Origin of the sequence: Rhizobium mayense (assembly GCF_030272705.1) — a bacterium.
Taxonomy (GTDB): domain Bacteria; phylum Pseudomonadota; class Alphaproteobacteria; order Rhizobiales; family Rhizobiaceae; genus Rhizobium; species Rhizobium mayense.
In genome coordinates this window covers 1-12,315 of sequence record NZ_JARFYM010000015.1, presented here as the reverse complement: position 1 = coordinate 12,315, position 12,315 = coordinate 1, and the positions used below count along the sequence as shown (strand labels likewise).

Annotated in this window: 10 protein-coding genes; 2 read left to right on the top strand and 8 right to left on the bottom strand. The window is 58.5% G+C overall.

All coding sequences use genetic code 11. From position 1 onward, the window contains the following. Positions 1-213: 213 nt before the first annotated feature. Together PY649_RS18595 and PY649_RS18590 are read right to left on the bottom strand one after the other, a co-directional pair. Positions 214-1,686, bottom strand: a complete 1,473-nt coding sequence (locus PY649_RS18595) for an aldehyde dehydrogenase family protein (RefSeq protein WP_285870078.1) — start codon at positions 1,684-1,686, stop codon at positions 214-216. Beyond that, complete coding sequence (locus PY649_RS18590; RefSeq protein ID WP_285870077.1) at positions 1,683-2,789, bottom strand: mandelate racemase/muconate lactonizing enzyme family protein; 1,107 nt, start codon at positions 2,787-2,789, stop codon at positions 1,683-1,685. The genes PY649_RS18595 and PY649_RS18590 overlap by 4 nt, the downstream gene beginning before the upstream one ends. 252 nt (positions 2,790-3,041) lie before the next feature. Between PY649_RS18590 and pdxR the strand changes: the two genes are divergently transcribed. Continuing rightward, positions 3,042-4,538 (top strand): MocR-like pyridoxine biosynthesis transcription factor PdxR, encoded by a 1,497-nt coding sequence (gene pdxR / locus PY649_RS18585; protein WP_285870075.1) that lies wholly within the window; start codon positions 3,042-3,044, stop codon positions 4,536-4,538. A gap of 13 nt (positions 4,539-4,551) precedes the next feature. Here the strand turns inward: pdxR and PY649_RS18580 are convergent, their stop codons facing one another. The 6 genes from PY649_RS18580 to wrbA form a co-directional block, all read right to left on the bottom strand. Next, a complete protein-coding gene (locus PY649_RS18580; RefSeq protein ID WP_285870074.1) occupies positions 4,552-6,168 on the bottom strand; it encodes a GMC family oxidoreductase in 1,617 nt (538 codons plus the stop codon). 399 nt (positions 6,169-6,567) lie between these two features. Further along, positions 6,568-7,479 (bottom strand): pirin family protein, encoded by a 912-nt coding sequence (locus PY649_RS18575; protein ID WP_285870073.1) that lies wholly within the window; start codon positions 7,477-7,479, stop codon positions 6,568-6,570. Positions 7,480-7,663: 184 nt separating this feature from the next. After that, positions 7,664-9,151, bottom strand: coding sequence for an amidase (locus tag PY649_RS18570; RefSeq protein WP_285870072.1), 1,488 nt, complete (start codon positions 9,149-9,151; stop codon positions 7,664-7,666). Between the two features lie 162 nt (positions 9,152-9,313). Next, positions 9,314-9,700 carry an acyl-CoA thioesterase gene (locus PY649_RS18565; RefSeq protein ID WP_285870071.1) on the bottom strand — a complete coding sequence of 129 codons (387 nt, stop codon included), beginning with the start codon at positions 9,698-9,700 and terminating at the stop codon, positions 9,314-9,316. A gap of 46 nt (positions 9,701-9,746) precedes the next feature. Further along, complete coding sequence (locus PY649_RS18560; RefSeq protein ID WP_285870070.1) at positions 9,747-10,769, bottom strand: LLM class flavin-dependent oxidoreductase; 1,023 nt, start codon at positions 10,767-10,769, stop codon at positions 9,747-9,749. Between the two features lie 89 nt (positions 10,770-10,858). Further along, positions 10,859-11,485: an NAD(P)H:quinone oxidoreductase gene (wrbA, locus tag PY649_RS18555; RefSeq protein WP_285870069.1), complete on the bottom strand. Its 627-nt coding sequence runs from the start codon at positions 11,483-11,485 to the stop codon at positions 10,859-10,861. Positions 11,486-11,661: 176 nt separating this feature from the next. Here wrbA and PY649_RS18550 point away from each other — a divergent pair, with 176 nt between their 5' ends. Continuing rightward, positions 11,662-12,192: an AAA family ATPase gene (locus tag PY649_RS18550; RefSeq protein WP_285870187.1), complete on the top strand. Its 531-nt coding sequence runs from the start codon at positions 11,662-11,664 to the stop codon at positions 12,190-12,192. Positions 12,193-12,315: the final 123 nt, after the last annotated feature.

Below are 12,315 nucleotides of genomic sequence, written 5' to 3'. Positions count from 1 at the left end.
GGCCGGCATGCGAGGATAGTCAGCATCGCTGACGTCTTATTCCAATCGCAACTGCTCCCTTGCACCGGATCATCCCCCATGTCCGAATTCAAGTCGATGGTATGCACGTTCCGACACTACGAATAGGCCCAGTTTCGATGGATTGGCAGGCCATTTTATTTCGACCTAACATTGCCATGAAACCGATCGAAAAGAACCTACCCGATCCCGAATTCAGATCCTAATCGTGACCGATTTCGTTCGGCAGTAGCTCGCCAACGCGATCAATCCCTTTTCCCGGCCGATTCCGGATTGCCGGTTGCCGCCGAACGGCGTCTCCACCCCGCCGGCGAAATATTCGTTGACGAAGACCTGGCCGGCATCGACGTCGCGGGCGATGCGATGCGCCTTGGAGAGGTCTTTGGTAAAAAGACCCGCCACAAGCGCATAATTGGTGCAGTTGGCCGCCGCGACCGCTTCCTCGATACTATCGACGACCTGAACCGCCAGCACCGGTCCGAATATCTCTTCCTGAACGATCGGATCGCTCCAGTTCACGGCGTCGAAAATGGTCGGTTCGAAAAACCATCCCTTGCCGGTTACGGGATCCACCGTTTCGTTCCCGCCGGTCACGACCTCCACCCCGCGCGCCTTGGCGCCTTCGACATAGGATGCGATCTTGTTCAGATGCTCTTTTGAGTTGATTGCGCCGAAATTGACCCCTTCGGTCAGTCCGTGCCCAATCTTCAGCTGACGCACCCGTGCCACAAGCCGCTCGATGAATTCGGCGTGGATGGAGCGCTCGATGACCAGACGCGAGCCGGCCGAGCAAATTTGGCCGGCGTTCTCGAAGATGGCGCCGATGACATTGCCGACCGCCAAGTCGATATCCGCATCGGCCAGAACGATATTAGGAGACTTGCCGCCGAGCTCCAGCGTCACCGAGGCGATATTCTGCGCTGCGGCTTTCATGACGTTGATGCCTGTCACCGTCGACCCCGTAAACGTCACATGGCGCACATCAGGATGGGAAACGAGAGGAGCGCCGGCGGAAATCCCGGTCCCGGTCACCACGTTGCAGACGCCATGCGGCAAACCGGCCCGAACGAGGATCTCTGCCAGTAGCAACGCGGTCAAAGGCGTTTGTTCGGCCGGCTTCACAATGGCGGTGCAGCCTGCCGCAAGCGCCGGCGCAATCGAGCGGCAGGCCGTCGACAGCGGGTAGTTCCAGGGAACGATATGGGCGGTGACGCCGACCGGCTCTGCGATGGAATAGGACGTATAGTCAGGCCCCAGCGGATAGGCCTTACCCTCCTGCTTGTCGGCCGCACCGGCGTAGTACTCGAATGTCCGCGCAGAGCCGCGAACATCGCCGCGCGCCTCCTCCAACGTCTTGCCGCTGTCCAAGACCTCGGCCCGTGCCAGGCGCTCGACGTTCTGGCGGATCAGCTCGGCAGCGCGCATCAGGATACGCCCGCGCTCAGCCGGGAGCGATTTTCCCCACACGGTCTCTTCAGCGCGTCGGGCAGATGCGACAGCATCGGCGACATCGTCCGAGGTTCCCGCCGCAAACTGCGCATGCGGTTCGGCTTTTCCGGGATCGTACGTCTCCATTAGACTGCCGGACCTCGGCTTGCGCCACGCGCCGTCGATAAAATGGCCGGACGGCCATTCTTCCGTCGCTACGCTTGAGGATTGAACTGTCATTGCTCCGCCTCGCTCACCTGATAACTGGATTTTGCAAGCCATTCCGGATCGATCTCGATGCCCCAGCCGGGTGCGTCCGTAACGGTGACCATGCCGTCTTCCACCATGTAAGGCGAATTGACGAAAAGCCCATCCTGCCACGGATAGTAATCCGGCCCTTCGATGGAAAACTCCAGATATTTGCCGCCGCCGTCTATGGCGCGAAGCAGATGCATGGTGAACAAGGTGACCAGACCGAGATTGGCGCTGTGCGGCGTCACGGGCAAGCCGGCCGCTTTTGCCATGGCGCAAACCCTAAGCGTGCGGCTGATCCCTCCAAGATACAGGATATCAGGCTGGACGATATCGACTGCACGCATCTCTATCATATGACGCCAGGTCGCAATCTCGCAATCCTGCTCGCCGCCGGTCACCGCAATATCGAGAGCATCGGTGACTTCCTTTGTCTGCTCCAGTTCCCAATAGAGGCAAGGCTCTTCGAAGTGCTCTATGCCGTTATCCTGCAGCATCCGCCCGACTTCGATGGCCCGCTTGGGACTGAAGCCACTGTTTGCGTCCACGAGCAGCGCGATGTCGTCTCCCAGCGATTTGCGGATTGTCGGAACGATTTCTTCAGTCCGTCCCGGCCACTCGTCGACATCGTGGCCATATTCGGCAGCAACACGGAATTTGAAGGCGTCGAAACCGAACCGGTCGCGCAGGCGCTGAAACCGCTCCGCCTCCGCCGCCGGCGTGATATCGCGCCTCATCGACGACGCGTAGGCGCGCAACTTGCCGGGCGAGCCGCCAAGCAGGCTAGCGACCGGTAGGCCGGCAGCCTTTCCGCGCAGGTCCCAGATCGCCGTATCGAGGCCGCCAAGTGCCCGCTTCATGTAGGACCCGGGAAACTTGTGCTCCCGCTCGATAGTCCGCTCCGTCAGGGCATCGATATCATCGAACTCGGCTCCCAGGACATGCGGGGCGACCTGACGGTGGAGAACGGTCGAGGTAATGTCGGAATTGTACGTGGATACCTGACCGATGCCTTCGCTACCGTCCTCGGCAGTAATACGAACGAAGCCGACGAAAGGCGTTGCGAATGTTTCTATGCGTTTTATCTTCACGTCCGGTCTCCCCGAAACAGCCCGACTGAAAGCCTGCCGTCCGTCCTACCGAACATCGCCTATTGCAGTTAGGTCCACTTTCGAAAAACGGGATAGCCGATCTGGTGCAGCCGCCCACGGCGCGGTCGCTGAAAGATCAGGCTTCGGGGAAACAGCGTCGCAGTTGGGATCGCAATTCGATCGAAAACGACGATAGTTGGATCCATCCATCGAAGTGATTTGTGAAATGAAGCAAGGTAAGAGACGCCAGACATGGTGAAAAGATCATCAGGTGAACTGCTATTCTCAATCGCCGTTGATCGCGCAATCGATAAGTCGATCACGACCCAGGTCTATGGCGCTATGCATCAGATGATCCTGTCAGGCGATCTCGCGGCGGGTAAGCGCCTGCCTTCGACGCGTATTCTTGCGAAGGAACTGGGCATCTCGCGGACCACGGCCATGGCCGTCTTCGAGCGCCTGACGTCGGAAGGACTGATTGAATCCCGCACAGGTTCGGGTTCGTTTATCTCGAACTCCGCTGGTGCTGCCCGACCCCGGCAACCGCTTCTGGTCGACGCGCAGGGGGCGCCGATGTCCGCGACCCTGGCCGATATCATCTCGGACGCCTCGCCTCGCTTTTTCCAGCGCCTGTCACATCCGCAGACACCGCGGCCGTTCATGACGGGATTGCCGGATTACAAGGCGTTTCCGCTCGCCACGTGGGCACGGCTGACTGCCAAACATTGGCGTGAACCGCGCGAAGAGATCATGGGATATTCAGATGCGGCGGGCGACCCGCATCTGCGAGCGGTGCTTGCGGAACATCTTCGCTCGAACCGCGGCATTTCCTGTGACCCCGAACAGATATTTATCGTCAACGGCGCGCAACAGGCGTTCGATCTGATCGGACGCATGCTTCTCAACCCCGGTGATTTCGTCTGGTTCGAAAATCCCGGTGCGATCGGTGCTCGCAACAGTCTGATCGCCTGCGGCGCACGGATGGTTCCGGTCCCCGTCGACGATGAGGGACTCTCGGTCGCCGAGGGCTTACGGATGGCGCCGAATTTCCGATTGGCTTTCGTCACACCTTCGCATCAACATCCGATGGGGGTGGAAATGAGCCTGCAGCGCCGGGGCGAACTTCTGGCGGCTGCAATCAGGCACCAAGCCTGGATCATCGAAGACGATTACGACGGGGAGTTCCGCTACGACAACAGGCCACTTCCAACCTTGAAAAGCGGCGACGCAGGCGAGCGGGTGATCTATGTCGGGACGTTCTCCAAGACGATGTTCCCGTCGCTCAGGCTCGGTTTCTATATCGTTCCGAAGCCATTGGCGGCCGTGTTCAAACGCATTTCCGGAGCTTTTCTCCAGGGCGTGCCATCAAGCATCCAGGCGGTCATGGCGGCATTTATCGAAGAGGGACATTTTGCGACCCATCTTCGGCACATGCGCGAGATCTATGCCGAACGACATGCCGCATTCCATGCGGCCGCGCAGCGCCATCTTGGAGGGCTTCTTCATGTGAAGCGGTCGGTGGCCGGTTTTCACGTCGTGGGGACCTTCGCGTCGCCCGCAATGGACGAAGACAAGATCATGATCGACGCCGCGAAGGCCGGCCTTGTCGTTTCACCGATCAGTCGCTTTTGCATCGAGCAATCAAACGTCGAGCGCGGCCTTGTGCTGGGCGTGAGCGCAATCGATACGCGGATGATCGAAGAAGGCGTCCGGACGCTGGCCCGTGTATTGGAGGCCAATCGCGGCTGATGCACGGGTCCGCCTAACGATTGTCTTCCAGGATCATCGCTGCGCCCTTTTCCGCCACCATTAAAGTTGGCGCGTTCGTGTTGCCGGATGTGAGATTTGGAAAAACGGACGCATCGACGACGCGCAGGCGACCGATGTCATGAACCCGCAGACGTGCATCCACGACATTTGTCCCATCGGCCGGTCCCATACGGCAGGTGCAGGTCGCATGGAACACGCTCCCTGACCGGGCACGGATATCGGCAATCAGATCTTGTTCGTTCTGGACATTCTGTCCGGGCTGCATTTCATCGACAATGATCGCCTTCATTGCCGGCTGCTCGGCAATGCGGCGGATTAGGCGGACGCCGGCAAGCATGGATTGCATGTCTTCCGGTGTCGCGAGGTAATTCGGCTCGATGACCGGCGACGCCTTGATATCAGGCGAGCCGATCTCGATATGGCCCCGGCTTGTCGGACGGCAGGGTTGGATACCGATGAAGAAGCCCGGAAACGGATCCGGCATCGTCAGGCGGCGAACGCCCGGCGTCGGCTTGCTGTAGCTGACAGGCGAGAAATAGAGCTGGATGTCGACATGCTCGAGATCGGGGCTGGATTTGACGAAGCCGCCCGCCTGATTGACGCTGAGCGAAAGCGGCCCGTCGCGAAACAAGACATACCTCGCTCCGAGCAGCAGACGACCCGACCAGGGACGGAGAAGCGAGTTCAGGGTGGGCTTGCGCGAGCGATAGAGATAATCGATGCCGAGATGATCCTGAAGGTTTTGTCCGACCGCCGGTATGTCTTTGACGACGGATTTGCCGAGCTTCTGGAGAAGCCCGCCTGGACCGACGCCGGAATGCTGGAGAAGCGTGGGAGACTGGACGGCGCCCGCCGACAGGATGACCTCCCGGCCCGCGAAGATCTGCCGTCTCTCATTTCCCTGCTCGAATTCGACCCCGATCGCGGTCTGGCCATCGAAGAGGATGCGTGTGACGAGAGCGTCGGTGATGACCTTCAAATTGGGCCGCCGGGCCGCCGGATGCAGGAACGCGGTGGCGGAGGAAACACGAAAACCGCCCTTGGCGCTGATCTGATAGGCCGAAATGCCTTCTTGAATTGCGCCGTTATAGTCCGCGGTACGATGAAATCCCGCCTGTTCGGCTGCACGGAGCCAGTCACCACAAAGCGAATGGACTGCAGGCGCCATGTCGGTGACGAAGACCTCGCCCTTGTCTCCCCGCCAGTCGTCACCGCCCCGTTCGAACGTCTCGATAGACTTGAAGTAGGGCAGAACATCATCAAAAGCCCAGCCGATATTGCCGGCCGCACGCCAATCATCGAAATCGTTGCGCTGGCCGCGTACGTAAATCATCGCATTGATCGACGATGAGCCTCCCAACACTTTGCCTCTCGGCCAATAGCTTTTGCGTCCAGCCAACGCGGCCTGTGGCCCGGTTTCGAACCGCCAATTGACCGCTGGATTGTAAAAACTATGCCCGTATCCGATTGGCATGCGGATCATGAAACGGCGGTCGCTACCACCGGCCTCAAGCAATAGTACCCGAAACCGTTTCGAATCCGTCAGGCGGTTAGCCAGCAGACAACCGGCCGATCCGGCGCCAATTATGATAAAGTCAAAATCCGCCAATTCTCTCCCCTTCCACTTTCACTCAGCGATTTAGCATGTGAAGAAATGGGAGGGAGCAGCCATTTCAGTAAGGTTATAAAGCCAATCCCGTGAAGCCTTGCGCCATCGCAGGCCCGGAGAAATCGCGTGATAGGAATCGAACCGATGGCAGCTGGTTTGCCTCAATCTGCGGCTCTTGCGCGAATGTAGGCTCCTGCTTACAACGCTTGTCGCGTTATGGCCGCGTTCCGGCGTTCCACAACCATGCCTCGGAGGGATGAGAGGTCTCCGGATCAGCGGGGATTTTTCGGACCTCGGTAGTCCCCTCGTGGAGCGCGTTCAATGGACTCAGCTGGAGTTAGACAGTGTCCGACCGGCTGAGAAAGCCGGTCGTTTTTGATTTCATCTGATTGAGGGTCCTTAGTGCCCCGCCTTGATGAAAGTTCCGTTCTGCAGTTCGCGCATCGCCTGCCTGATCTCTTCGTGGGAGTTCATGACGATCGGCCCATGCCAGGCGACGGGCTCCTGGATCGGCTTGCCGGAGACCAGCAGGAAGCGGATGCCCTTTTCGCCGGCCTGTACGGTTATTTCGTCGCCCGTGTCGAAGACGACGAGTGTGCGATTGCCGGACATGTCGCGAATATTCAGCTCCTCGCCGTTCACTTCCTTTTCCACGCGCACGCCGAAGGGTTTCGATGCATCGCGGAAGGTGCCGGAGCCGGCGAAGATATAGGCGAAGGCATTGCGGTAGGTGTCGACCGGCAGCCGCTTGGTCTTGCCGGGCGGCACCGATACATCGAGATAGATCGGTTCGGCGGCGATGCCGTCGACCGGACCGGCCTTGCCCCAGAAGTTGCCGCAAATGATGCGGACTGCCGTGCCGTCATCATCAACCACGACGGGGATGTCGGTCGATTTGATGTCCTGGTAGCGCGGCGCGGTCATCTTCAGTGAAGAGGGCAGGTTGGCCCAGAGCTGGAAGCCATGCATGCGCCCGGCGAAATCGCCCTTCGGCATTTCCTGATGCATGATGCCACTGCCGGCCGTCATCCACTGGATGTCGCCGGCGCCGAGCAGGCCGCGATTGCCGAGGCTGTCGCCATGCTCGACGGTGCCGGCCAGCACATAGGTGATCGTCTCAATGCCGCGATGCGGATGCCAGGGAAAGCCGCGTAGGTATTCCGCCGGATTGTCGTTGCGGAAGTCGTCCATCATCAGGAACGGGTCGGTCATTGACGGCTCGCCAAAACCGAAGACGCGGTGCAGCTTCACACCAGCGCCTTCCATTGTCGGAACGGCCATGCTTTCATGCTTAACGGGTCTGATCGACATCTCATCCACCTTTCTGTTGGGTGGAAAGGTAGCGATGCTTCATGGACGCGTTAAGCTTCGGTTTCGAGGAAACACTGTCCACTATCCTGCGATTAAAAAAATCATGTTGGGTCCGAGATAATCATTCAGCACTCACCATAAGGGCGGGCTACGTCCCGCGATTTGTGCTGACCAAGAGTTGAAGTCAGACGACCAAAGATCGGGCCCGCGTGATTCTGTAGGTATCCTTCCAAGGGCGAAGGCGTTCAAAGGCTGCGCAAGCCGCAAGCACATCCATGTCGCCATAACGCCTGCCGATGATCTGCAGGCCCACAGGTAAACCCCTGGACATCCCGCAGGGGACCGATGCGGCGGCGTTGCCGGTCATGTTCGTGAGATAGGTCATGCACCAACCGATTTGAGGATCGATCTTGATGCCGTTTATCTGGCTCGGGCCAGTTGTGAGCCCGCCTGTCGCATTGTCGACCGGCAAGGTGGCGGTGGTAGGGGAGACGATCAGGTCATACCGAAGAAATAGATCGGCGAAGGCATCGAAGACGATCGAGCGCATTTCCTGATCATGTTGCGTTTCTTCCAAGGGCTGTTTCGACACATGATGCAGCCAATGCAGCAGCGGCTCCGGCATCTCATCGCTGTTGTCGCCGAGAAGATCGATGCCGGAGTGCTTCAGATTTCTCAGAGCTGCGCAACTTCCTGCGGTGATGAGACGGCACCACAGATCGCTAAGTTCCGTCACGCTGAACGGCAGTGCGAACTGAACTTCGTCGACGATTGCCCCCGCGTCAGTAAACGCCTGGACTGCGGTCGCAACACAGTCTGCCACCTCTCGCTCGACCGGAAATACTCCAAAATCAGCGGTATATCCGATCCGCTTACCGGCAAGGTCAGCAAATTGAAGAGCCTCCGAAAAGCTTCCCGAAGTAGCGATGCTGAAGGGATCATGAGGGTCATAGCCGGCCAAACTGTCCATAACTAACGCGATATCAGCGACCGTGCGCGCTATCGGCCCCTGATAGACGAAGGGCGATATCGCTTCGAAGGCATTCGGCCTGGTGATCAGAGGAACTCTTCCGAATGACGGCTGAAATCCGACCACTCCGCACCATGATGCAGGAATTCGAATAGACCCGCCCCCGTCCGAAGCTCCCGCAACGGGAACGAAACCGTCGGCCACGGCGGCCGCACTTCCCCCCGAAGATCCGCCGCTGTTCTTCGACAGATCGAAAGGATTTTTGGTCGGCCCAAACAAAGGATTATCGGTCGTTCCGCGAAACCCCATGACCGGGCTGTTGGTTTTACCGAGGAGAACGGCGTCTGCGGCCTCCATTTTCTTCGGATAAGTGCTCCAGATGTTCGGACGGTAATCCCGCAGCCTGGGAATGCCGCCAAGGGTCGAAGGCCAACCGGGTTTAAAATCGAAGAGGTCCTTCATCAGGGTCGGTAGTCCGGCCAAGGGACCAACGCCGTCCCCGCGCATAATGCGTTTTTCGAGGTCGGTCGCCTGATTGAGAGCACCATCGAAATCCGTAAAAATTACCGCATTGATACTGGGATTTCGTTGCTCGATGCACTTGATGGCTGCGCGCACCGTCTCGACTGGCGAGATCGCTTTTTTCCTGACCAGTTCCGTGGTTTCGACCGCAGTTAGCGCTGAAATATCTCCTCCCGTCATCGTGCCTTCTCCTCAGGATCGTTGAACGGCAATTACCTTGGCTGGTTTGGTAGCGATGGGCGACCCAGCCGGAAGATCAGTGGCTTCGATCGCGGCAGGTCGCGGAACTGCTTGGATCATCCTCCACAACCATGGTGTCATCAACCCAAAGCGGCAGAGATCCTAAATCTCGGCAATCGGTTTGGGACTACCTTTTTCGTCAAGGGCAACCATGATGAAAGTTGCTGCGGTCACTTTTTCCAGTCCGTTATATCGGGAGCGATGCGCCCAGGCTTCGATGTGGAGGGTGACCGAGGTGCGACCAATGCGTTCGATGTCGGTATAAATTGATAGTGTATCACCGATTTTGACAGGCGATACGAAGGCCATTTCCTTGACCGCGGCCGTCACCACCCGACCTTTGGCTCGCTCAGCAGCGCGAATACCGCTCGCAAGGTCCATCTGCGCCATCACCCAGCCACCGAAGATATCGCCGGCTGGATTTGCATCTCCGGGCATCGCGAGCGTGCGCAATGTTAACTGACCTCGTGGCTTGGGACTCTCAGCCATATGATCTCCTAGTTCCACCTGTCTTGGCTCGACCCGCGTCCTGCCCCTAGCGCCAGCCTAACGCGGGAGCGACATGTTTGAGGATGGATTCTATGATATGTGCGTTGTAGTCGACGCCAAGCTGGTTCGGGACCGTCAGAAGCAACGTATCAGCCTCGGCGATAGCCTGGTCCGCCCTTAGCTGCTCGACCAGAGCGTCGGGTTCTGCGGCATAGCCGCGGCCGAAAATCGCCCTCGTCTTGTCATCGATGAAGCCGATCGTATCGTCGGATTCGGATTGCCGGCCGAAATAGGCATGGTCACGGTCCGTCACCAAGGCGAAGATGCTGCGGCTGACCGAAACGCGTGCTTCCCGCTCGTGGCCTGCCGCTTTCCAGGCGTCGCGATATGCGCGAATCTGCTCAGCCTGCTGGACGTGGAAAGGGCGCCCGTTTTCGTCTGTTTTGAGGGTCGAGCTCTGCAGATGCATTCCGAGCTTTGCGGCCCACACCGCGGTTGCATTCGAACTGGATCCCCACCAGATCCTCTCCTTGAGTGTCGGCGAATGCGGCTCGATGCGCAGCAGGCCGGGAGGATTTGGAAACATGGGCCTGGGGTTGGGCTCGGCAAAGCCGTTACCCTGCAAGGCACTCAAATAGACTTCAGCATTGCGACGCGCCATTTCCTCTTCCGAACCGTTTTTGTCCGGTGAGAAGCCGAAGTAGCGCCAGCCGTCCATGACCTGCTCCGGAGAACCGCGGCTGATGCCAAGTTGAAGCCGGCCGCCGGCAATCAGGTCGGCAGCGCCGGAATCCTCGGCCATGTACAGAGGATTCTCATATCGCATGTCGATAACTGCGGTGCCGATCTCGATGCGCTTGGTCTTCGCGCCGACAGCCGCAAGCAATGGAAACGGCGAAGCGAGCTGGCGCGCGAAATGATGGACGCGAAAATATGCGCCATCGGCGCCCAACTCTTCGGCAGCGACCGCGAGATCGATCGATTGTAGGAGAGCGTCTCCTGCGGTACGCGTCGCCGACTGGGACGATGGCGTCCAATGTCCAAAGGAAAGAAAGCCGATCTTTTTCATTTGCCTTGCTCCAGCGCTGAGCACTTGCCCTCGAAAGAGCAGTCAGAAAAGAGAGTGCCGGCGCGAGAGGCGCCGGCACCGTCTCAGGCTTAGTTGAAAAAAGCTTCTGTGCCTACAGTAAGACGGCGGGCAACGGAGGCTACTCGCCGGCCTTGAAAACGCGCCACTTCAAGCTGCTTGGCGTTCGGGGCGACCGTATCTTGGACCGAGACATGCGTAGCGCCATAGGGCGTTCCGGCCTCGAACAGGACAGGGTCGGCATAGCCGAGCGGAACAATGATCAGACCGAGATGAGCCATCGGATTGTAAAGGGATAGAAGCGTCGATTCATTGCCGCCATGCGTGGAAGACGTAGACCCGAACACAGAGCCGACCTTGCCATTCAGCTTGCCCTGGAACCAAAGGCCACCCAGGCTATCGATATAGGCTTTGAGTTCGGAAGTGACCGCGCCAAAGCGTGTCGGCGTGCCAAAGATAATGGCATCGGCCCATTCCGCATCTTCCTCCGTCGGCATCGGGTATTTTGCGTTCATTTCCGTCGCCTTCTCCACCCAACCCGGCGCTTTCGCCATGACTTCGGCAGGGACCACCTCGCGTGCGCGTCTCAGTCTGACATCAGCGCCTTCGATTTCAGCGCCTTCAGCAATGGCCTTCGCCAAAGCCTCGGTGGAACCGTTTCGGGAATAAAAGGCGATCAAAATCTTGGGTACGGTCATAATTTTCTCCTGAAACCAGAGCGATGTCTCATCGCAATTAGGCCCGGCCCCGCGCTCCACGCTAGGTGGCAATCATCAAACTCAGGTTCCGTCATAAGAGGACAATTGGCGGTTTTCTTATTGATGCGGAGGCGTCTGGCGCGCGAACGAAGTTTGCGATTCATCGAGAGAGCGAAATGGGCGTCAGGAATTATTTGATCGAAGGCGTTTCCGGGACTGGCAAGACCTCAGTCGCCACCGAACTGCAGCAGCGCGGTTACCACGTCATCCACGGTGACCGCGAGCTGGCTTATCAAGGCGATCCCCAGACAGGTGAACCCCTGGACGGCTCTGCGCATGAGCAGAACATTGCGGATGTGGCCTTTGGGCACGAGCACCATCTTTGGGATGTCGACAAAGTCAAATCCCTGGTGGCCGATCAAAGCCACCCGATCTCCTTCTTCTGCGGCGGCTCCAGGAATTTCCATCACTTTATTGATCTCTTTGACGGCGTCTTCGTTCTCGATGTCGATTTGGACACGTTGAAGCGGCGGCTTGCCAGCAGACCTGAAGACGAGTTTGGCGGAAAACCAGCCGAACGAGAAATAGTCTTACGACTGCATGCGACGAAAGAAGACATTCCGAAGAACGCGACGACCATCGACGCCACTGCGCCGCTTGCCTCCGTTGTCGACGATATTTTGTCGAAATGCGGAGAGGTCGGCTAAGGGCCGGCGCCTTTAAGGTTCGAGCGCAGTGTCCGCTCCATCAAGAAACTGTGTCCTTGATTGTCCGGCTATCGAATGAGGCCGCAAGCCCTATACTAACCTGCAATCAGAGGCGCCGCTGAT

Coding starts and splice junctions, on each gene's coding strand:
- PY649_RS18570 (WP_285870072.1), bottom strand. CDS start 9,151: ATGACGGGAGGAGATATTTCAGCGCTAACTGCGGTCGAAACCACGGAA.
- PY649_RS18595 (WP_285870078.1), bottom strand. CDS start 1,686: ATGACAGTTCAATCCTCAAGCGTAGCGACGGAAGAATGGCCGTCCGGC.
- PY649_RS18550 (WP_285870187.1), top strand. CDS start 11,662: ATGGGCGTCAGGAATTATTTGATCGAAGGCGTTTCCGGGACTGGCAAG.
- PY649_RS18560 (WP_285870070.1), bottom strand. CDS start 10,769: ATGAAAAAGATCGGCTTTCTTTCCTTTGGACATTGGACGCCATCGTCC.
- wrbA (WP_285870069.1), bottom strand. CDS start 11,485: ATGACCGTACCCAAGATTTTGATCGCCTTTTATTCCCGAAACGGTTCC.
- pdxR (WP_285870075.1), top strand. CDS start 3,042: ATGGTGAAAAGATCATCAGGTGAACTGCTATTCTCAATCGCCGTTGAT.
- PY649_RS18565 (WP_285870071.1), bottom strand. CDS start 9,700: ATGGCTGAGAGTCCCAAGCCACGAGGTCAGTTAACATTGCGCACGCTC.
- PY649_RS18575 (WP_285870073.1), bottom strand. CDS start 7,479: ATGTCGATCAGACCCGTTAAGCATGAAAGCATGGCCGTTCCGACAATG.